Origin of the sequence: Flavobacterium sp., assembly GCF_035299005.1 — a bacterium.
In the GTDB taxonomy this organism is placed as follows: domain Bacteria; phylum Bacteroidota; class Bacteroidia; order Flavobacteriales; family Flavobacteriaceae; genus Flavobacterium.
In genome coordinates, this window is record NZ_DATGXL010000001.1 from 102,412 (window position 1) to 124,221 (window position 21,810).

Below are 21,810 nucleotides of genomic sequence, written 5' to 3' on the forward strand. Positions count from 1 at the left end.
TCTTTCTCTTTTTCCAATATTTGTTTTCTCGCAAAACGATTCTATTGTGAATGGAAAAATAGTGTCAAATGCAAATGAAGTGGAAGGAATTTTAGTAAAAAACATTTCAAATAACCAAGAAGTTCTAACACAACGAGGAGGGTATTTTTCAATTTTTGGAAAGAAAAAAGATACATTAATTTTTAGTGCTTTCAATTTAAAAGCTGAAACGCATATTATAACGGATAAAGATTTTGGTGAAAATTTAGTTTTTATTACAATGCAATTAATAAGTAATCAACTTAGTGAAGTTACCATAACTGATTATAAAAATATAAATGCAGAAGCTTTGGGGATTGTACCAAAAGGACAAAAAACTTACACACCAGCCGAGCGCAAACTTAAAACAGCTGGAGAAATGTCGATAGGTTCAGTAATTTCAGTTGACCCATTGCTTAATTGGATCTCTGGAAGAACCAAAATGTTAAAAAAAGAAGTAGAAGTTGAGAAAAAAGAATTGCTTCAAACTAAAATGGCTAATAATTATGAAAGAGAGTATATCGTAAATACTTTAAAAATCCCAGAAGAATATGTAGATGGATTTTTATTTTATGCAGCAGAAAACGAACAATTTGCAGCAGCTATGAAAACTAAAAATTACACTATGGCAACATTTGTCTTATCCGAATTAGCTTCAAAGTATAGAGAAATAAATGAGTTTGAAGTAGTTAAAATTGAAGAAAGAAAATAGAAATGAACACATTTTTTTTGTCTTTTATAGGTTTATTTTTTTTTGTACAAACTTCATTCTCTCAAGGAATTGAGCGAAAGGTACTGCGTGGAAAAATTGCTGTTGACTCTTTTGATGTTGAAAATGTGGCAGTATTTAACGTTTCTTCAAATGTTAGAGCAGTTACTGATATTGACGGAAAATTTTCGATACGAGCTAGACCAACAGATACATTGTTTTTTGAAGGTACTTCTTTTGTATCACAAAAGTACATCTTGACCCAGAAAGATTTTTGGAAAGAAGAATTAGAAATAAAGCTACATGTTAAAATTACCGAACTTGATGAAGTTGTTATTTCTCCATATTCACTTACTGGCGATTTAAAAGAAGACACAAAGCGAATTCAAGTTTATGGAGAAGCTTTTGTAGGTATCGATGCAAAAGCAGTAAAATATTATGAAGATGATATTACATCTCAATCTCCTCTAAATATTGCTATGCCAAATAGTTTTGCGCCAGGAGCAAGTGTTGATATTATAGCAATAGGAACTGGTATTGGAAAATTATTAGGAATCAATAGAGATTCCAAAACGCATTCCGAACAGGTTTATGAAGAAAGACGTATTAGAGATTTGCAATCTAAATCGTTTTCAGAACATATTTTCGAGCGCTTTTCCAATAATTTTTTTGTAGAAACACTTAAAATTAAAAATGAAGATATTCCCATTTTTATGAGTTTCTCCGAACTTTCAATTTATGAATTGTCAACATTATTAAAAACTGAGAATGAACTAAAATTAATAGAATATTTGGTCAATAAAGCAACAGAATTTAAGTTGCAAATACCTAAAGAATAATTATTATTTTTACCAAATGAAAAAGAGTAATAAAATAATATTTTTATTTTTTTGTTTTGCATTGTGTAGCTCATTTGCAGCTCATAAGTTTTATGTGTCGGTTACTCAAATTGATTATGTGCCAAATAAAAAGAGAATAGAAATCACTTCTCGAATTTTTATAGATGATTTAGAAAAAGCACTTACAAAAAAATATAAGAAAAAGCCAAATTTAACTTCAACCAATGAGCTTCCAGAAGCAGAAGAGTGGATTAAATCTTATTTGAAAGAAAAAATTAAAATTTCAATCAATAAAAAGCCACAAACTATTGATTATTTAGCAAAAGAAGTAGAAGGAGATGTGTTAATTGTTTATACTAAAATTGCTATTTCAAAAAAAATAAATACTTTCGAAATCTATAATTCTTTATTAACAGAAACTTTTGTTGATCAACAAAATATTGTTCACACAAATATTAATAGTAACAAAAAAAGCTTTTTGTTGACTAATACTGAATTAGAAGAAAAAATTGACTATTAAACCGACCATAATATTATGAGAAAATCAATTCTATTAAGTGTTTTTTTATCCATTACAGTAGCTTTTGGAGTTTCTGCACAAGAAGTAAAACCTGAAGAAAAAAAACGCGAATCAGGACATTATGATGAAAATAAATTTCGTCAAATGTATCAAGAAATGGCGACGCCAAATATGTTTAGAACTGCCTCTGGAGCACCAGGGCCAGCTTATTATCAGCAAAAAGCAGATTACAAAATGGATCTGGAATTAGACGATAAGAATAAAAAACTATATGGTTCTGAAACGATTACATATTATAATAATGCTCCTGAATCTTTAGAATATTTATGGGTTCAATTGGATCAAAATATTGAAAAGCCAGATTCAAAAACACCATTAATTGAAAATGAAAGTTTAAATAAATCTATTTCAACAGATGGTTTTGCTAAAAAATATATTGAAAAGCCCTTCCAAGGAGGTTTTAATATAGAATATGTAAAAGATGCAAAAGGAAATCCAATGAAATATACCATCAACCAAACAATGATGCGTATAGATTTACCAAAACCATTAAAAAATGGAGAAAAAGTAACTTTTTCAATAAAATGGTGGTACAATATTGTGAATTACATGGAGCAAGCTAATAACGGTCGTTCTGGTTATGAGCAATTTGCAGATGGAAATCGTTTGTATGTTATGGCTCAATTTTATCCAAGAATGGCAGTTTATAGCGATGTGGAAGGTTGGCAAAACATGCAATTTTGGGGAAGAGGAGAATTTGCATTGACTTTTGGAGATTATGAAGTTAATATCACAGTTCCTGCGGATCATATTATGGAAGGGACTGGAGTTATTCAAAACAAAAGTGAAGTTTATACAGCTGAACAAATGAAACGATGGGAGCTTGCTCAAAAAACATTTGATAAACCAGTTGTAATTGTAACACAAGAAGAAGCTACTCAAGCAGAAAAAGGTTTTTCAGACAAGAAAAAAACGTGGAAATTTAAAGCGCAAAATGTTCGTGATTTTGGTTTTTCAACTTCAAGAAAATTTATTTTAGATGCCATGGCTGTTGATTTACCTACCAACAAGCCTCTTGCCATTTCTATTTATCCTAAAGAAGCAAATCCACTTTGGGGAGATTTATCTACAAAAGCAGTTGCACATACTTTAAAAACATATTCACACTACACTTTTGATTATCCTTATCCAAAAGCGGTTTCGGTTTCTGCAGAAGATCAAGGTATGGAATATCCAATGATTTGTTGGAATTATGGACGTCCAGACGATAAAGGATTTGTAAGTAATAGAGTAAAATACGGAATGTTAGGTGTAATTATTCATGAAGTAGGACATAATTTTTTTCCTATGATTGTTAATTCAGATGAAAGACAATGGACATGGATGGACGAAGGTTTAAATACTTTTTTAGAATATTTAACAGAAATTTCTTTTGATCCTAATTTCCCTGTTGATAGAGGTCCAGCTTCAAAAATTGTTCCATATATGAAAGGAAATCAACAATATTTAGAGCCAATTATGACTAACTCAGAAGGTATTTATAATTTTGGGGCTAATGCCTATGGGAAACCAGCAACTGGTTTGAATATTTTAAGAGAAACCATTATGGGGCATGAGTTGTTTGATCATGCTTTTAAAACATACGCAAACCGTTGGAAATTTAAACATCCTACACCAGAAGATTTTTTTAGAACAATGGAGGATGCTTCTGCTGTAGATTTAGATTGGTTTTGGAGAGGTTGGTTTTACTCTACTGATTATACAGACATTGGTATTAAAGATGTGAAACAATATTATGTTATTGAACAAGATCCAAAAGAAGCGCAACAACAATTTAACAGAAGAGGTCGAAAAATAGGTGATGGACAATCAATGTTAAAATTGGTTTTAGAAGGATCAACAGAATTTAAGCCAGAATTAAAGAATGGTTTTGATGCTTCAAAAGTACAAGCATTGAATGATTATTTAACTAAAAATTATACAGCTGAAGAAATTACCGCATTAAAATCACCAAGATTTTTCTATGAAGTTGAGTTTGATAAACCAGGGGGATTAATTATGCCAATCATTGTTGAGCTTCAGTTTGAAGATGGAACAAATGAAACACAAGTCTTTCCAGCTCAAATTTGGAGAAAAAATAATGCAACAGCAAGACGAGTTTTTGCAACCGAGAAAAAAGTGGTAAAAATTCAATTAGATCCAAAGCTAGAAACAGCAGATATTGATGTTGCCAATAATTTTTGGCCAAAAGCCGAAATGGAATCTAAGTTTGATACTTTAGAAAAAAAATAAATTATTGAAGACTATCTACGGATAGTCTTTTTTTTGAATACTTTAAGAGTAATCGAAGTAAAACTTTGTAAATTTGCAACATAAATATAGTAATTATGTTTGACGGAATAGGAGAATTATTATTAATTCTAGTTGTAGTTTTAATGCTTTTTGGTTCAAAAGAAATACCTGATATCGCAAGGTTTTTAGGTAAAACAATGGCGCAATTAAAAAATGCAACTAACGAAATTAAAAGTGAAATTCAAAAAGGAGCTAGAGATAATGGGGTGGATTTAGATTCAATTACTGGAGGTGTCTCGGAAGAAATTAATAAAGCAAAAGCTGGTATTTCGCAAATGGTGAACCCAATTGAGAATATTGATTTGGGTATTCAAAATCCTATTCAAGAAGTAAAAGAGAATATAGAAGATTTGACAGGACCTATTAAAAGACAATCTTAATTTTGGAACATTTAATTCAACTTGACAAGGATTTGTTTGTTTTTTTAAATGGTTTAGGTTCTGAGCCTTTTGATGGTTTTTGGAAAATTATTACCAAGCAAATTTACTGGTCGCCTTTATTTTTAGCCGTTTTTTATTTGATTCAAAAAAAAATGGGCTGGAAAAATTTAGGAATAATCATTCTTTTTTTGGCTGTTTTAATCACCTTTACTGATCAGATTACAAACTTATTCAAAAATACTTTTGAACGCTTACGTCCTTGTAATGTTCCAGAATTTGATGGAATAATACGAGAAGTAATTACAAGAAAATCATTTAGTTTTTTCTCAGGTCATGCTGCCAATTCAATGGCCTCTACTGTGTTTGTATATTTAATAATTAGAAAATACTATAGACACACCCATTTGTTGTTTTGTTTTCCACTTATTTTTGCTTTTAGTAGAATTTACCTTGGATTACATTTTCCTGGTGATATTTTAACAGGGTATTTGTTTGGAGCAACTTTTGGCTTTGTATTTTATAGAATGTATTTGCTCTTTAACAAAAAATATAATTTCATCATAGAACACGACTAACTGTCAAACCATCACGAATAGGTAGTAAAACTGTTTCTACCCTTGGGTCTTCTTTTAATAGTTTATTGTAGTCTAATAAAACTTGAGTGCTTTTGTCGTTCAATTTTACTTCTTCTAGCACTTTTCCGCTCCATAATACATTGTCTGACAAAATGATGCCGCCTTTGTTCATGATAGGGACAATTAAATGAAAATAATTTACATAATTTTCCTTATCAGCATCAATAAAAACTAAATCAAATTTTTTGTTCAATGTTGGTATGATTTCAATTGCATTACCTAAATGTTGGATGATTTGAGTACTCCAAGGTGAAGCATCAAAATATTTTTTTTGGAAATCAAACAATTCTTCGTTTATATCAATCGTATCTAAAGTGCCGTTTGCAGCTAAACCTTCTGCTAAACACAAAGCCGCATAACCTGTATATGTTCCAATTTCAAGTATATTTGTTGGATGAATAATTTTAGACAACATACTCAAAACTCTTCCCTGAAAATGACCACTCAACATTCTTGGTTGTAGAATTTTTTGGTGTGTTTCTTTATTAAGCTTGGCTAATAATTCAGGCTCGTTTTCTGAATGATTGGCTACATAATCTTCTAATTCTTCGGATATAAAGTGCATGATGAAATCAAATTTTGGCAAAAATACAAATTAACAATTAAACGATTTAACATTTTAACCTAACTTTGCACCATGCAAATCGAGAAAAAAGACATACGAGCACTTACAAAAGAACAATTGCGTAATTTTTTTGTTTCCAATGGAGATAAAGCATTTCGTGGTAATCAAGTTTATGAATGGTTATGGCAAAAACGGGCACATACTTTTGAAGATATGACTAATGTGTCTAAAGAAACTCGCGCTATGTTAGAAGCTAATTTTGTTATCAATCATATAAAAGTTGATACATTGCAACGTAGCGAAGATGGAACCGTCAAAAATGCTGTTCGTTTGCACGATGACTTAATTGTAGAATCGGTTTTAATTCCTACTGAAACTCGAACCACTGCTTGTGTTTCTTCGCAAGTAGGTTGCAGTTTAGATTGTAATTTTTGTGCTACAGCGCGATTAAAACGCATGCGAAATTTGGAACCAGGTGAGATTTATGACCAAGTAGCAGCAATTGATAATGAAAGCCGTTTATATTATGACCGACCTTTATCTAACATTGTTTTTATGGGAATGGGTGAGCCTTTGATGAATTATCCTAACGTGATGAAAGCGATTGATATGATTACGTCTAACGAAGGTTTAGGAATGTCGCCAAAACGCATCACGGTTTCAACTTCTGGAATTCCGAAAATGATAAAAAAAATGGCGGATGATGAGGTGAAATTCAAATTAGCCGTTTCATTACATTCTGCTGTGGAGGAAATTCGAAATGAAATTATGCCATTTACCAAGAATTTTCCACTAACTGATTTGCGTGAAAGTTTGGAATATTGGTACAGAAAAACCAAAAGTAAAATCACTTACGAGTATGTAGTTTGGAAAGGTATCAACGACGATAAAAAATCGATTGATGCTTTGGTGAAATTTTGCAAATATGTTCCTTGTAAAGTTAATCTTATTGAGTACAATCCTATTGATGATGGAATGTTTCAACAAGCCTCTAATGAAGCAATTGATTCCTATATTTCTGCTTTGACGAAAAGTAATATCGTGGCAAAAGTAAGAAGAAGTCGAGGTAAGGATATTGATGCGGCTTGTGGACAACTAGCGAATAAATCGTAAAAAAGTGAACTAGTAGTAAAATGTTTTAAAAACTTTCTTACTTTTGTTTACTAATGAAAATAACCGAACAAATAAAGCTGCCTATTGCCCAAGAAATGGAACTTTTTGAAGAAAAGTTTCGTGATGCAATGTCTTCAAAAGTTGCTTTATTAAATAGAATCACACACTATATTGTTAACCGAAAGGGAAAACAAATGCGACCAATGTTTGTTTTTTTAACCGCTAAAATGGTTTCTGGAGGTTCAATTAATGAGCGTACCTATCGAGGTGCTTCTGTTATTGAATTAATTCATACTGCAACTTTAGTACATGATGATGTGGTTGACGATAGTAACAAACGTCGTGGTTTTTTCTCCATAAATGCACTTTGGAAAAATAAAATAGCAGTTTTAGTGGGTGATTATTTGTTGTCGAAAGGATTGTTACTTTCAATAGATAATAATGATTTTGATTTACTAAAAATTATTTCTGTTGCTGTTCGTGAAATGAGTGAAGGCGAATTACTTCAAATTGAAAAAGCGCGAAGATTAGATATAACAGAAGATGTTTATTACGAAATCATCAGACAAAAAACAGCTACTTTAATTGCAGCTTGTTGCTCGCTTGGTGCTTGTTCTGTTGCTCCAAATGACGCTGTATTAGTAGAAAAAATGCGAAAATTTGGTGAACTTATTGGAATGGCTTTTCAAATAAAAGATGATTTGTTTGATTACACCGATGATGCTATCGGAAAACCAACGGGAATTGACATTAAAGAACAAAAAATGACATTGCCATTAATTTATACTTTAAATCATTGCACAGCAAAAGAGAAAAGCTGGGTGATAAATTCGATTAAAAATCACAATAAGGATAAAAAAAGGGTAAAGGAAGTAATCTCTTTTGTAAAACAACAAAGTGGACTGGCTTATGCCGAACAAAAAATGGTTCAATTTCAGCAGGAAGCACTTTTATTACTGCAAGATTTCCCTTCTTCTCCTTATAAGGATGCACTTACTTTGATGGTAAATTATGTGATAGAGAGAAAAAAATAATATTTGATTCAAATATTATTTTTTCTCAGAGTTATTTTTTATTTCATTCTTTTTTTCCTTGCTTTTTGTTTGTTTGAAGAAATTTTGAACCCAGTAATTTACATCATATGCAGTAGGTTCAAATCCCTTTGTTTTTATGTAACCGTTATAGTATTTTAAAAATTCATTTAGAGGAGTGTCCATTTTTCTTTAGTTAGAGAGTTTTATGTTTTATATTAGTTTGTTTTATTTTCTTTTGTTTGTATGGAAATTTAAGAGAAACTACTGTCATTTCATCAATCTTACTTGATATAGAAATTGTTCCATTTAATAATTCTGTGAATTGTTTAGCAATAATTAAGCCTAATCCCGAACCTTGAATAGTGGAAGTATTACTTCCTCGGTAAAATGATTTGAACAAATGTTTTGTTTCTTTTGGAATAATACCGATGCCAAAGTCTATTATTTGAATTTTGAAGTATGCTGGTTCAAAATCTATTTTTAAAATAGGATTTGAGCTTCCTTTTGAATATTTAAAAGCATTTGAAATTAAATTATTTAAAATGTGTATTAAAAGACTTTCATCTGACAAAATTGGTTTTTCAGTTCCGGTCATCTCGAAGATTAATTTTCGATTGTCTTTTTCACTATTAAAATAAGTTTCTATAAGTTTTTCTATAAAATCAGAGAGTAAAATTTCTTTGATTTCTATTTTTAAATTATTAGACTCATATTCTCCAAAAACTAAGATATTATTCATTAATTCAGTCATTCTGTTGACTTCATTGCTAATCCGATTGGTAATTACTTCAACATCATCTTTAATGATTACTTTCTTGGTGTTAATTTTATAATTTAAAAGCTCAACATTAGAAAAAATTACCGAAAGAGGTGTTCTAAACTGGTGAGATGCCATAGTAACAAAACCCGATTTTAATTCATTTAGTTCTCTTTCTTTTTCTAAAGCTAATTTAATTTCTTCTTGATCTTTAACTCTTTCAGTAATATCTCTGCTTGACGTTTGTACACCAATGATTTCTTTGTTTGAGTTTAAAATTATATTGGATGAAGTTTCACACCAAATATATTCTTGGTCTTTTCTTCTCACCCTAAAAGTCATAATTTCATTTTTAAAATTCAAGATGTTTTTATGTTGAATTCTAATGCGTTCTAAATCGTCGGGGTGTAAAATTAAATAAGGGCTTTTGTTTAAAAGTTCATGAGGTTTATAACCAATTAATTTTTCACAATTACTAGAAACATATGTAACTATTCCATCTGGGCGATGTTGCATGATTAAATCGGAAGTGTTTTCTGCTATAAATCTAAATTTTTGTTCAGAAATTTCTAATTCATTTTTTAGACTTATGGTGTCATTAATATCTGTGATACTTCCAATGGCAATTTTTTTATTATTTCTAATATCCGTTTGTATGGTTAAAATAAGTAATACCCAGATTTTAAGGCCATTTTTTTTAACTAATTGAGCTTCAAATAGTTTTGTGGAACTGCTTTCTTCAAGTTGACTTTCTATAATTTCACAGGTAATGTTTTCGAAATAGTCAAATAGATTATGGTTTATGCATTGATTTATTTTATAGCCAGTAGTTTTTTCCCATTGACTATTTAAAAAAATGATGTTACCATTTAGTTCAGTTTTAAAAATTACTTCTGCTAAACTATTTACTAAATGATCATATTCATTTCTTTGTTGTGCTAATTCAATTTCTTTTTCTTTTATTTCGCTAATATCAATATGTGTTCCTACAATTTTTGTTGCTACTCCAAAATTATCAGTTATCATTATTCCAGAATACTTTATCCAAACATAATGGCCTAATTTATGAAGCATTCTAACGACGCCAGAATAATTTTTACTTATTTTATTGATATAATTATTAAGATTTTGTTCAATTTCTGATAAATCTTCAGGATGAATTCTGCTTCTCCAAGTTTCAAATGATTCTTCTAATTCTTCTGGAGTAAAGCCAAGCATTTCAAACCAATAATAAGTGAATTTAACTTCTCCGGTAATAATATTCCACTCCCATTTAGCTTGTTTAGAACTCTTCATATAGAAATTGAGTTCGTCTAATGCGCTCTCGAGTTCAAAATGTACTTTGTCTTGATTTAATCGAATTCCAATATTTCTAGCTACGGTATGCAGTACATTAACTTCTTCTTCTTGCCATATTCGTTCGGTTTCACAATCGTCAAATCCAATCCAGCCCCAAAATTCATCATTTGAAAAAATAGGAGTAAATAAGTAAGATTTAATTCCTTGCATTTCCATAGTTTCTCTAAAAAGAACGTTGTCGCTTTCACGAACAAGACCATATAGAGGAAGATTTTGGATTAAGGTTTCAAGTAATCCAGGGAAAACATCATAAGGTATGCCGCTTAATTCAGGGTTTCCAATAAATGGCGTAACATCTTTTTTGCACCATTCATATTCATAATTAAGTATTAATACCCCATCTTTAATCTCATTTTTAAAAATATAACATCTATCAACTAAGATATTGCTTCCTAATGCTGTAATACATTCTTGGAGAGCATGAGTTATACTATACTCTTTGAGTAAGTGGTTATTTGCTTCTGAGATTGCTTTAAGTAGATGGTTCATTTAGATAGGGACTAATTGTAATAGAAAGAGTTTATTTTTTTAAATTTGTATATAAATTATTATTAGGAATAAAGTATTTCTATTAAGTTTTGATGAACAAACTTAGATTAATTTTCTTTAAATATGTTTCTGTGTACGAATGATTAAAAGTAAATTATTTATAATTTAAAAAATATTAAACTAAATTTACCTTATGAAGAAAAAAGCATCTAAAATATTATTAATTGAAGACGATATTTCATTAGGGCAAACAGTTTCTGAATTGTTAGAAGTGAATGATTATGAGGTTAAATGGTGCCAAAATGGACTGGAAGCTTATCATTATTTAGAAACTAAAATACCAGATATTATTGTGTGTGACTTAATGATGCCGATAATGTCTGGAGAAGAATTGTTTTTTAAAATTAGAAAACTAAAAAAATATGATGAAATTCCATTTTTGATTATTACTGCCGATATGACTTTTGAGACGAAGTTAAAACAACTCGAAAATGGAGTGAATGATTTTATTAATAAACCATTTAAAATTCAGGAACTTATCTTTAAAATTAAAAATTTTCTTCAGTATAAAGAAACGCTAATGAAGCGAACTATTCAAGATCCTTTTTCAAAAGTAACTATAAAACTTAAAAATAAAAATTTCTTTGAAAGACTGAATGAGGTAATAATTAAAAATATCAAATCAAACATTACCATTGAAAAAATTGCTTCGGAGTTATTTATTAGTAAATCAGCTTTAGACAAAAAAATAAGAAGAGATAAACAAGTTAATACAACTAAATATATAAGAGAGTTTAGAATTGAATATGCAATACGTTTAATTGAAGCAGGAGAAACCAATGTGCAACAACTTGCGGATTCTTGTGGATTTAATTCGCTTTCTTATTTTTCAATTAGCTTTAAAGAATACACAAATACTTCACCAAAAAGTTACATAAAAAAAAGAAATCTTAATTAATTACTTTTATACAACCCTATAACTTTTTTTCTCGTCTATATAATTATAAATATTTTAAATTATATAGTATGAGAAAGATATTTTTTACATTTATTCTTTTAAGTTTTTCATTACATGCTCAAGTAAAAAATGAAGTATTTTTCAATTCATTACAAAAGGTTGAAAGTACATATTTTTATGTTTCGTCTTATGAAAAACATTCAAAAATGAGTTCAAATACTCGTGAAAACAATCAAATTCTAATTATAAATTCTAAATTAGATGAAGTAAAAAATATTGTTTTACCTTTGAATGAAAACATAAATAAGGTTAAAACTGACTGTAAATCATTGTTTAAAAATCAAAATTTCATTTTAGTTGAAACTTCTTTTGAAAACGAAAAATCTGTAAAATTGTCTTCTAATTATTCAAGAAACTTATATTTGATTGATTTGGTCAATTTTAGCTTAATCAAATTAAATAGTGATTGGTCAACTATAATAGAGTACGAACTTTCGGAAGAGAGTGATAAATTAATCATTATTCAGAAGAGTTTTTTGAAAAATTCTGAAAATCAAGTGGTTATTGTTAGTTTTGATTTAAAAACCGGAGATAAAAAAGAAATTTTTAAAATAAATTAAACTTCATACAACCATTTTGAAATCATTCTCGTCTATGTTTATAGAAGAATATTTTACTGAACACTTTTTATGAAAGTTATCCAGTTACATCAAGAAGAAAAGCAACTAATTACCTTGGCTGTCGAAAATAATCGACAAGCACAACAGCAAATTTATGCCAAGTTTTCTTCAAAAATGTTGAGTGTCTGTCGTCAATACATAAGAGATATTCATCACGCAGAAGATGTAATGATTACTGGATTTATGAAAGTGTTTACCAATCTAAAAAATTTTGAGCACAAAGGCAGTTTTGAAGGTTGGATTCGAAGAATTATGATTTATGAATGTATTGATTTTCTTCGGGTGAAAAAGAATAATTTTAATCATCAAGATATTGAAGATGTTACAGTAAGCGAAAATGAATCGGTTTATGAAATGGAAGATTTTTTGGCAGATGACATTCAAAACATGATAGACAATTTGCCTGTTGGTTATAAAACAGTGTTTAATTTATATGCAATTGAAGGGTATAAACATCAGGAAATAGCCGAAATGCTAAAAATAAGTGAAGGAACATCAAAATCGCAATTATCACATGCCCGAAAGTTATTGCAACAACAAATCACAGACTTAAGAAACAAATTAAATGGAACCAAGTAAAATAGATAATCAAATAAGAGAAAAGTTGAATGCGAGAGAAATTCAACCCTCTGCTCAAGCCTGGGACAGATTAGATGCAATGCTAACCGTTTCGGAAGAAAAAAAGTCAAAGAAAGGCTATGGTTGGTTTTTTGTAGCCGCGTCTATGATACTTTTTTTTGGATTAGGGTTCTTTCTTTTCAATTCAAGCGAAACACCAGAAATTAATAATTCAACTCCAATTGTAACAACAATTAATAAAAAAAATGATTCAGTTAGAATAAATAAAAGTGATGGAAATTCAGTTAAAAATGAACAAATTTTATTAGTTCAAAATGGAAAAAATAATTCAAAAGAACAATCAAGATTTATAAAATCTATAGATACAAAGGAACCCGTAAAAGAGGAGAACGTAATTCAAGATAACCCTATTATGCAAAAACCTTTGCCTAATACATATAAATATGTTTCTCCAGAGGATTTATTAGCGGAAGTTCAAACAGGAGAAAAAGTAATTACTTCAGATAAAAAAATTACTCCTAAATCTAAAATGAAAGTAGATGCTAATTCTTTATTGACTACTGTTGAAAAAGAATTAGACAATACACACAGAGAAACAACTTTGGATAAATTAAATAGAAAATTTCAAGATGCTAAATCTGCATTAGCCAATAGAAATTACGAATAAAATTAAAAATCATCATTAATTAAAAATCAAACAGTCATGCAAAAAATTATTTTGTACACAATTCTTATTGTGTTTAGTTTAGTAACTAAAGGGGTTGCGCAGGAGCTAGAAACTATAGAGAAATCAACTGAATGGATTGAACGTGGAAGTAAGTCAGAAAGTTATGAAATGGGTTTGTTGAAAAATTCAACAGATAAAGAGCAAAAAGTTTTAACGATTAAATCTATTGATAAAAAAATAAATGGTTTTGGAACTTTAATGCAATCTAGTAAGCCAAATATATATTCAGGAAAAACGGTTAAAATGACAGGTTATGTTAAAAGTAAAAATGTAAAATCTTGGGCTGGACTTTGGATGCGAATTGATTATTATGAAAATAAAGTTCTTTCTTTTGATAATATGGAAAACAGGCCTATAGAAGGGACAAATGATTGGGATAAATACGAAATTGTTTTATATGTTCCCCAAGATGCAACTAATTTATCTTATGGTGTTTTATTGGATGGTACAGGTCAAATATGGTTTAAAGATATACAAATTGAAGTTGTAGATGATACTGTTCCAGAAACAGGAATTGTAAAAGGTAGAACTTTAAAAAATATTTCATTTGAAGCTAAAGCGAAAGCTATTGCAAATAGTATCGAAATGATTACCACGGAAGAAAAAAAAGCATTAAAGAAAGAAGTTGAAGCTATTGATTTGCAAGTGAAAGAAGGAAAAATAACACCAGAAAAAGCTCAAGAATTAAAAGCTAATATAGCTCAAGAACGCGCCAATAACATCGAAACTAAAGTAGCAATTGAAGAAGCAAAACTGGCACAATTGGTACAAGATAAAGTAGATGGAAAAATTGTAGATGCTAATCAAGAATCAGCAAGAGGAGGAACTACAATTATTATAGGGGGTAATAAAAATGATTCTATTGGAAAAAATAAAACCGAAATCAATTTAGGTTCCATGAAAATCTATAATGGTGAAAAAGATAAAGCTGAAAGAAAATCAAAAAGAACAACTTCGCAATTTGTTTTTGCCTTTGGTTTAAATAATGTTATTACTGATGGCGAAAATTTTGAAGATTCAGATTACAGAGTATGGGGGTCACATTTTTATGAATGGGGAATTACATATAACTCCAGAATTTTTAAAAATAACAATTTACTTCATGCTAAATACGGACTTTCTTTAATGTATAATAATCTTCGCCCAACGGATAATCGCTATTTCGTAAAAAACGGAAATCAGACTGATTTAGTCACTTCAAGTGTAAATTTAGACGAATCACGTTTTAGAAATGTGTATTTAACCGCACCATTACATTTAGAATTCGATTTTACTCCAAAGAAACTTTCAAAAGATGGAACAAAATCTTATTTCAGAACACATGAATCGGTTCGTTTTGGAATTGGGGGTTATGGAGGTGTGCGTGTAAAAACAAAACAAATATTAAAATATGAAGTTGACGATGTTAAAGTGAAAGAAAAGCAAAAAGGGGATTTCAATGTTTCGGACTTTAATTACGGGTTAAGTGCTTATTTAGGATATGGACAAACAAGCCTATATGTTAAATATGACTTAAATCCGATGTTCAAAAACAATAATATAGATCAAAACAACGTTTCGTTAGGAATACGCTTTGATTTTAATTAAATTTAGGGTTAGGTTAAGTTCTCTGTTTTGAAAAAGTACTTCAGCAATGAAGTACTTTTTTGTTTTTATAAGTTTTTTTATGGATTAACTTTGCAACTTTGTATCTTTGAAACTTTCCTACATAAAACGTATAGTTTGATATCAAAAGACACCATAGAAAAAGTATTTGAAACCGCCCGAGTTGAGGAGGTAATTGGTGATTTTGTACAACTCAAGCGAGCAGGGAGTAATTTGAAAGGATTGAGTCCATTTGTGAATGAGAAATCACCATCATTTATGGTTTCTCCGGTAAAGCAAATTTGGAAAGATTTTTCTTCTGGAAAAGGAGGAAATGCGGTTACTTTCCTAATGGAGCACGAGCATTTTACTTATCCTGAAGCTATCAAATATTTAGCAGTAAAATACAATATTGAGATTGAAGAAACGGTTCAAACCGATGAAGATGTAGCACAAGCGAATGAAAAGGAAAGTATGTATTTAGTTTCTGAGTTCGCACAGAAATATTTTCATCATACTTTACTAGAAACCGAAGAAGGAAAAGCTATTGGATTATCGTATTTTAAAGAGCGTGGTTTTACTTCAGACACGATTAAAAAATTCGGTTTAGGATATTCGCCTGAAACTTGGGATGCTTTTACCAAGGAAGCGCTTGGTAAGGGTTATAAATTAGAATATTTAGACAAAACTGGACTTTCCATTGTTAAGGAAGACAAGCAATTCGACCGATTCAAAGGTCGTGTGATGTTTCCTATTCAAAGTATGAGCGGACGTGTTTTGGGTTTTGGTGGGCGTATTCTTACCAATGATAAAAAAGCAGCGAAATACCTCAATTCACCCGAAAGTGATATTTACCACAAGAGTAAAGTTTTATATGGAATTTTTCATGCAAAGCAATCAATTGCCAAGCTAAACAATTGTTATTTAGTTGAAGGTTATACCGATGTTATCCAAATGCACCAAGCGGGAATTGAAAACGTGGTTGCTTCTTCCGGAACCGCTTTAACGCCAGATCAGATACGTTTGATCAATCGACTAACACCAAATATTACCGTGCTTTTTGATGGTGATGCTGCTGGACTTCGTGCGTCCATTCGTGGAATTGATTTGATTTTGGAAGCAGGAATGAACGTAAAAGTATGCACGTTTCCTGATGGCGATGACCCAGATAGTTTTGCTCGAAAAACGTCGTATGAAGATTTACAATTATATTTTGAAGAAAACGCTAAAGATTTTATTCAGTTCAAAGCTTCTTTATTGATGCAGGAAGCAAAGAATGATCCTATCAAAAAGGCAGATTTAATTAGAGATATGGTAGTAAGTATTTCTAAAATTCCAGACCGAATTAAAAGAGAAGTTTATATTAAGGAATGTTCTCGAATCATGGATATTTCCGAAGACGTACTTTTTAACACGCTGGCACAATTAGTTAAGAAAGATTTATCAGAAGCAAATAAGCAATATAAGGAGGAGCAAAAGGCATTTGAAGTAGTTAAGAATGATATTTCTCAACCTACAACTAAAGTTGATATACAATATGAATTAGAGCATAAAATAATCCAAATTTTATTGTTGTATGGCGACAAAGAAGTCGCTTTTGAAGATACTATTTTAGCTCAAAATGAAGAGGGTGAAATGGTTGAAGTAAAGGAACAAAACAGCTATAGAGTATACCAACGTATTTACCTTAGTTTACAAGAAGATGAAGTGGAATTAGCTAATCCAGTTTTTAAAGCTATCTATAATCATTTGATAGCTTATTTTAATGAGAATGAAGTTTTTGAATTGGATAAATATTTGATGCATCTTCCAGAAGAATTAGCACAAGAAGTCACCACAATTTTAATGAATGAAGAGCGTGAAGTGTTACATAATTGGGAGGTACAGCAAATTTATGTAAAACAGAAAGAAGCAACGATAAGTCAGTATGTTACAGAAACGATTATAACACTTCGTTGGTATTTGGTAAATAATATTATTGATGAATTAAAAAATAATTTATCTACTGATGAAGAACCAGACAACAGAGAAGCATTGGAAATGGTTGTAGCTTACCTTGGGCTGACACATATTTTTTCAAAAAACTTAGGGAGGGTTTTGTCCAGATATAATTAAAGTATCGAGAAAATTAGCGTTTAGAAAGTTTAAATCACATCTAGATCTTTCGCTTTTTTCAATAGATCAACCAAATTGGTTACATTTAATTTTGCCAAAAGTCTCAATTTATAAGTACTAATGGTTTTTTCATCCAAACCCAAAATTTGAGCAACTTCTTTGTTTTTTTTACCATTATTTAGATAACGAAGTACTTCTATTTCACGTGTTGATAATTTTTTAAACAAGCGTTCCGATTTTTTCCCTTTACTTAAAAGATCTATACTTTTTTTAACAGAATCACTAAAAATAACGGTGCCTTCATCTGCTTTAAGTATGGTGTTTTCTAAATCTTTTAATTCAACATTTTTAGACACATAGCCTGAAACACCAGCTTTTATAGCTGTTGGAGCATACATTTGTTCTGAAACTGAAGTGTATAAAATAATTTTAGTTTCAGGATAATCTTTGAGTAAACTTTTAATATCTCTAATACTAGATAGGCCAACAAGTTCTACATCAAGTAAAAGTATTGCTACTTTTTTTGAGTTTAGTTCTTGTAAAAGAGATTCTAAATTTTTTGCAACTGCTACTACTTCTATTTTAGGATTTCCTTTAAAATACGATTGTAAGCCATAGGTAACAACCGGTAAACTATCTGCAATACATACTTTAATCATAACTAAAAAATTACATTACTGATAATAACTAATCAAAGTTAGTAAAAAAAACGTAATTACTTGTTAATTAGATTGATAATTATTTAAAATTTTTAGTAATTTCACAAACAGGAATAGGATTCATCTTGTGTTGATTGATCGTATTTAGTCTTTTGTAGATAGAAAACACATGTGCTTCTCTCCCAGAAAAGTCTTCCATTGTCTTTCCGCTTTCATATTGTTGCATTGCCCATTCTAGCTCGTCATAGTTAGCGCCAATTTGATCTTCATCGCTTCGGTCGTCTCCAAATAACCCATCTGTTGGTTTAGCTTTCAAAATACTTTCAGGAACATTTAAAAATGTAGCAAGTTGGCGTACTTCACTTTTCATTAAATCTGCTATTGGGCTAATATCTACACCACCATCACCATATTTTGTAAAAAAGCCTACACCAAAGTCTTCTACTTTATTTCCAGTTCCAACAACTAAAAAACCATGTAAACCTGCAAAATAATATAATGTAGTCATTCTCAAACGTGCTCTGGTATTAGCTAACGATAAATTTAAGACTGCTTCATTCTCAGATGATGGAACTTGAGTTTTAAATGTTTCAAAAACAGGAGTTAAATCAGCTCTTTCGTTAAAAACATTAGGAAAACGTTTTTTTAGTTGGTCAATATGTTCGTTAGCTCTATTTACATGACTCTCAGCTTGATGAATTGGCATTTCAATACATAATGTCGGTAAACCTGTTTGTGCACAAAGTGTTGAGGTTAAAGCACTGTCGATTCCTCCAGAAATTCCAACAACAAAACCTTTAACTTTTGCGTTAGTAGCATAATCGAGTAACCATTTTACTATGTGTTGATTTATTTTTTCAGACTGAAATGTAATAGAATTTGTCATTTTTTTATGAAAATTTATGAGTCGATAACTGTATATTTGCAACCAAATTTAGTTTTGATAAAAATATAAAAAATACGCTATATGAAGCAATTATTATTCATACTTATTGCAGTTTCTTTATTTTCTTGTAAGGAAGAAAGTAAAATTGAAGAAGCTGTGGCTCAAATCCCTGTAGAATTTAAAGTTGAACGCTTTGATCAAGTTTTTTATGGTTCAAAACCTGAGGAATTACAGCAAATAAAAGCAAAATATCCCTTCTTTTTTCCAGCGGGAAATCCCGATTCTGTATGGGTAAACAAATTGAAGAATCCATTGTTGAAAGAATTGTATAGAGAAGTACAATCAAAATATCCTACCTTGGGTAAAGTTGAGACGGATATGGAAAAATTGTTTGCTCATGTACAATATTATTTTCCAAAATATAAAACACCGCGTGTAATCACTTTAATTAATGAAGTGGATATGGAAGGTAAAGTTTTTTATGTCGACACTTTAGCACTTGTTTCATTGGATTGTTATTTAGGAAAAGATCATCGTTTTTATGTAGATTTTCCTGAATATAAGAAAATCGAGTTGGAAGAAAATCAAATTTTACCAAACTTAGTTTCTAATTTTTGTTATGGAAAAATTGCAACACCAACTGATAGAACGCTACTTTCTGCGATGATTTATTATGGAAAAGAATTGTATATAAAAGACAAATTAATTCCTGATTATTCTGATGCTAATAAAATTGGATATACCGATTTGCAAATTAAATGGTGTCAAGAAAATGAATATTTTATGTGGAGTAATTTGGTAGAAAATAAATTGTTGTACGATACTAATCCAAAAAATGAACAACGTTTTATTTCTCCAGCGCCTTTTTCAAGATTTTATTTAGAAATTGACAATCAATCTCCAGGGAGAGTTGGGCAATGGTTAGGATGGCAAATTGTTAGAAGTTATATGGAAAATAATGATGATGTTACTTTAGAGCAATTAATGGCAATGGATGCGAAAACTATTTTTGAAAATTCTAAATATAAACCTAAGAAGCAATAAGTTTAAAATGAAAAAATCAGATATAAAAATAACCGTAGGTTTAGATGAAAATAACGTTCCAGACAAATTGTTATGGACGGCGCAAGATGGTGGTGTAGAGCAGGAAGAGGCAAAAGCAATGTTGTTATCTATTTGGGATAGCAAAGCAAAAGAAACATTACGTATTGATTTATGGACAAAAGATATGCCTGTGGATGAAATGAAACAATTCTTTCATCAAACACTTGTAGCAATGGCAGATACTTTTCAACGCGCAACTGCCGATGAAAAAATGGCCGATACCATGCGCGATTTTTGTGATTATTTTGCTGAAAAAATGGAGTTAAAAGCTTAATAAAAAAAAGCCGTTAAAATTAGTTAGCGGCTTTTTTATTTGTTTAAAGGTTGTTAAATAAATCCTTCGTTTTTAAAAATATTTTCATTGATTTCATTGATATATTCTAAAATCCCTTCTCTGCCAATAGATTCCAATGATGAAGTAACAAAATAAGGCGGCATTTCAGCCCAATCACCAGATAACAATTGTTTTTTGTATGCTTCTACATGATTGTTAACTTTGTTTTTTCCAAGTTTATCTGACTTGGTAAAAATAATCGCAAACGGAATTTCGCTTTCGCCTAAGTATTCCATGAATTCCAAATCAATTTTTTGAGCTTCTAATCGGATATCAATCAAAACAAAGGCACAAACTAACTGTTCTCTTTGTTCAAAATAATCCATAATAAATTGCTGGAAAACCGCTTTGGTTTTCTTAGAAACTCTTGCATAACCATAACCCGGTAAATCAACTAAAAACCAATTACTATTGATTTTAAAGTGATTGATTAATTGGGTTTTACCTGGTTTTGATGATGTCTTAGCTAAATTTTTATGATTCGTTAACATGTTAATCAATGATGATTTCCCCACGTTTGAACGACCAATAAAAGCGTATTCAGGTAAACGCTCTTTAGGGCATTTATCTACTTCTGAATTACTAATTACAAATTCGGCGGTATTAATTTTCATATGGTATTAAAATAAAATTCCCCAAAATGGGGAACTATTATAAATTGTTCTTTTGTAACCAATCAAATAAAATTTGATTAAATTCGTCTGGATGCTCCATCATGGCAGCGTGTCCGCATTTGTCAATCCAAAACAACTCAGAGTTTGGTAGTAATCTATCAAATTCTTCGGCTACATTCGGTGGCGTTACTTTATCATTTCTACCCCAAATAATACAGGTTGGTGTAGTCATTTTTGGTAAATCTTTTGCCATGTTGTGACGAATAGCGCTTTTAGCAATAGTTAATGTTTTGATTAGTTTGATTCTATCATTAACTGTTGCAAAAACTTCATCAACAATTTCTTTAGTTGCTATTTCTGGATTATAGAAAACGTCTTCTGCTTTCTTTTTAATGTATTCATAATCACCACGTTTTGGGTAACTTTCGCCCATTCCACTTTCATATAAACCTGAACTTCCAGTAATTACTAATGCTTTTACTAGTTCTGGATACATTTTTGTGTGATACAAACCAATGTGTCCTCCTAGTGAATTTCCAACAAGAATAACTTGATCAAATCCTTTGAAAAGTATAAAGTCTTTTACAAATTTTGAAAAAGCTTTAACGTTTGTTTTTAAAATATTTTGTGTGTATATCGGTAATTCAGGGATAACAACTTTGTAACCTTTTGGCGGAAAAAAATTTGCTACACCATCAAAATTACTCAAACCTCCCATTAATCCGTGTAGAATAATTATAGGGGTTCCTTCTCCGGCTTCAAAATAGGTATATTTCTTTTCTTTTTTTAACATAAATTCC

At 30.2% G+C, this 21,810-nt stretch carries 22 protein-coding genes; 16 read left to right on the forward strand and 6 right to left on the reverse strand.

Annotation, left to right across the window (positions count from 1 at the left end; genetic code table 11):
* Positions 1 to 46 precede the first annotated feature (46 nt).
* From VK164_RS00480 to VK164_RS00505, 6 genes are all read left to right on the forward strand, one after another.
* On the forward strand, positions 47 to 730 hold the full coding sequence (locus tag VK164_RS00480; protein ID WP_324207483.1) for a hypothetical protein: 684 nt from the start codon (positions 47 to 49) through the stop codon (positions 728 to 730).
* A gap of 2 nt (positions 731 to 732) precedes the next feature.
* Positions 733 to 1,566, forward strand: coding sequence for a hypothetical protein (locus VK164_RS00485; RefSeq protein WP_324207484.1), 834 nt, complete (start codon positions 733 to 735; stop codon positions 1,564 to 1,566).
* A gap of 16 nt (positions 1,567 to 1,582) precedes the next feature.
* Entirely contained in the window at positions 1,583 to 2,086 is a 504-nt protein-coding gene (locus tag VK164_RS00490) for a DUF6702 family protein (protein WP_324207485.1), read from the forward strand.
* 15 nt (positions 2,087 to 2,101) lie between these two features.
* The gene (locus VK164_RS00495; protein WP_324207486.1) at positions 2,102 to 4,378 is read left to right on the forward strand and encodes a M1 family metallopeptidase; all 2,277 of its coding nucleotides are present in this window, start codon (positions 2,102 to 2,104) and stop codon (positions 4,376 to 4,378) included.
* A gap of 95 nt (positions 4,379 to 4,473) precedes the next feature.
* Positions 4,474 to 4,818, forward strand: a complete 345-nt coding sequence (locus tag VK164_RS00500) for a twin-arginine translocase TatA/TatE family subunit (protein ID WP_324207487.1) — start codon at positions 4,474 to 4,476, stop codon at positions 4,816 to 4,818.
* Positions 4,818 to 5,393: a phosphatase PAP2 family protein gene (locus VK164_RS00505; RefSeq protein ID WP_324207572.1), complete on the forward strand. Its 576-nt coding sequence runs from the start codon at positions 4,818 to 4,820 to the stop codon at positions 5,391 to 5,393. Before VK164_RS00500 ends, VK164_RS00505 begins: the two co-directional genes overlap by 1 nt.
* Here VK164_RS00505 and VK164_RS00510 read toward each other — a convergent pair.
* Positions 5,377 to 6,018: an O-methyltransferase gene (locus VK164_RS00510; protein WP_324207488.1), complete on the reverse strand. Its 642-nt coding sequence runs from the start codon at positions 6,016 to 6,018 to the stop codon at positions 5,377 to 5,379. The two genes, VK164_RS00505 and VK164_RS00510, sit on opposite strands and share 17 nt — an antisense overlap.
* Before the next feature lie 72 nt (positions 6,019 to 6,090).
* Between VK164_RS00510 and rlmN the strand changes: the two genes are divergently transcribed.
* Both rlmN and VK164_RS00520 read left to right on the forward strand, forming a co-directional pair.
* Positions 6,091 to 7,131: a 23S rRNA (adenine(2503)-C(2))-methyltransferase RlmN gene (rlmN, locus tag VK164_RS00515; RefSeq protein ID WP_324207489.1), complete on the forward strand. Its 1,041-nt coding sequence runs from the start codon at positions 6,091 to 6,093 to the stop codon at positions 7,129 to 7,131.
* Between the two features lie 53 nt (positions 7,132 to 7,184).
* Entirely contained in the window at positions 7,185 to 8,165 is a 981-nt protein-coding gene (locus VK164_RS00520; RefSeq protein ID WP_324207490.1) for a polyprenyl synthetase family protein, read from the forward strand.
* Positions 8,166 to 8,358: 193 nt separating this feature from the next.
* Here VK164_RS00520 and VK164_RS00525 read toward each other — a convergent pair whose 3' ends face one another.
* Positions 8,359 to 10,770 carry a PAS domain S-box protein gene (locus VK164_RS00525; protein WP_324207491.1) on the reverse strand — a complete coding sequence of 804 codons (2,412 nt, stop codon included), beginning with the start codon at positions 10,768 to 10,770 and terminating at the stop codon, positions 8,359 to 8,361.
* Between the two features lie 193 nt (positions 10,771 to 10,963).
* Between VK164_RS00525 and VK164_RS00530 the strand changes: the two genes are divergently transcribed.
* The 6 genes from VK164_RS00530 to dnaG all read left to right on the forward strand — a co-directional run bounded on the left by VK164_RS00530 (position 10,964) and on the right by dnaG (position 17,413).
* The gene (locus VK164_RS00530; RefSeq protein WP_324207492.1) at positions 10,964 to 11,728 is read left to right on the forward strand and encodes a response regulator transcription factor; all 765 of its coding nucleotides are present in this window, start codon (positions 10,964 to 10,966) and stop codon (positions 11,726 to 11,728) included.
* 68 nt (positions 11,729 to 11,796) lie between these two features.
* On the forward strand, positions 11,797 to 12,348 hold the full coding sequence (locus tag VK164_RS00535; protein ID WP_324207493.1) for a hypothetical protein: 552 nt from the start codon (positions 11,797 to 11,799) through the stop codon (positions 12,346 to 12,348).
* A gap of 69 nt (positions 12,349 to 12,417) precedes the next feature.
* Positions 12,418 to 12,987, forward strand: a complete 570-nt coding sequence (locus tag VK164_RS00540; protein ID WP_324207494.1) for an RNA polymerase sigma factor — start codon at positions 12,418 to 12,420, stop codon at positions 12,985 to 12,987.
* A complete protein-coding gene (locus tag VK164_RS00545) occupies positions 12,974 to 13,654 on the forward strand; it encodes a hypothetical protein (protein ID WP_324207495.1) in 681 nt (226 codons plus the stop codon). The genes VK164_RS00540 and VK164_RS00545 overlap by 14 nt, the downstream gene beginning before the upstream one ends.
* Positions 13,655 to 13,690: 36 nt before the next feature.
* Positions 13,691 to 15,301 (forward strand): hypothetical protein, encoded by a 1,611-nt coding sequence (locus VK164_RS00550; protein WP_324207496.1) that lies wholly within the window; start codon positions 13,691 to 13,693, stop codon positions 15,299 to 15,301.
* A 135-nt stretch (positions 15,302 to 15,436) separates the two neighbouring features.
* Positions 15,437 to 17,413 (forward strand): DNA primase, encoded by a 1,977-nt coding sequence (gene dnaG, locus VK164_RS00555; RefSeq protein ID WP_324207497.1) that lies wholly within the window; start codon positions 15,437 to 15,439, stop codon positions 17,411 to 17,413.
* A 29-nt stretch (positions 17,414 to 17,442) separates the two neighbouring features.
* On the opposite strand, the gene VK164_RS00560 is transcribed toward dnaG, so the two are convergent.
* Positions 17,443 to 18,072: a response regulator transcription factor gene (locus tag VK164_RS00560; protein ID WP_324207498.1), complete on the reverse strand. Its 630-nt coding sequence runs from the start codon at positions 18,070 to 18,072 to the stop codon at positions 17,443 to 17,445.
* 79 nt (positions 18,073 to 18,151) lie between these two features.
* Positions 18,152 to 18,958: an NAD(+) synthase gene (nadE, locus tag VK164_RS00565; RefSeq protein WP_324207499.1), complete on the reverse strand. Its 807-nt coding sequence runs from the start codon at positions 18,956 to 18,958 to the stop codon at positions 18,152 to 18,154.
* An 81-nt stretch (positions 18,959 to 19,039) separates the two neighbouring features.
* On the opposite strand from nadE, the gene gldB reads away from it, so the two are divergent.
* The gene (gene gldB, locus VK164_RS00570; protein WP_324207500.1) at positions 19,040 to 20,002 is read left to right on the forward strand and encodes a gliding motility lipoprotein GldB; all 963 of its coding nucleotides are present in this window, start codon (positions 19,040 to 19,042) and stop codon (positions 20,000 to 20,002) included.
* Between the two features lie 7 nt (positions 20,003 to 20,009).
* Complete coding sequence (gene gldC / locus VK164_RS00575) at positions 20,010 to 20,336, forward strand: gliding motility protein GldC (RefSeq protein ID WP_324207501.1); 327 nt, start codon at positions 20,010 to 20,012, stop codon at positions 20,334 to 20,336.
* 53 nt (positions 20,337 to 20,389) lie between these two features.
* Here gldC and yihA read toward each other — a convergent pair whose 3' ends face one another.
* The gene (gene yihA / locus VK164_RS00580) at positions 20,390 to 21,010 is read right to left on the reverse strand and encodes a ribosome biogenesis GTP-binding protein YihA/YsxC (protein WP_324207502.1); all 621 of its coding nucleotides are present in this window, start codon (positions 21,008 to 21,010) and stop codon (positions 20,390 to 20,392) included.
* Between the two features lie 37 nt (positions 21,011 to 21,047).
* On the reverse strand, positions 21,048 to 21,803 hold the full coding sequence (locus VK164_RS00585; RefSeq protein WP_414655533.1) for an alpha/beta fold hydrolase: 756 nt from the start codon (positions 21,801 to 21,803) through the stop codon (positions 21,048 to 21,050).
* Between the last annotated feature and the right edge of the window lie 7 nt (positions 21,804 to 21,810).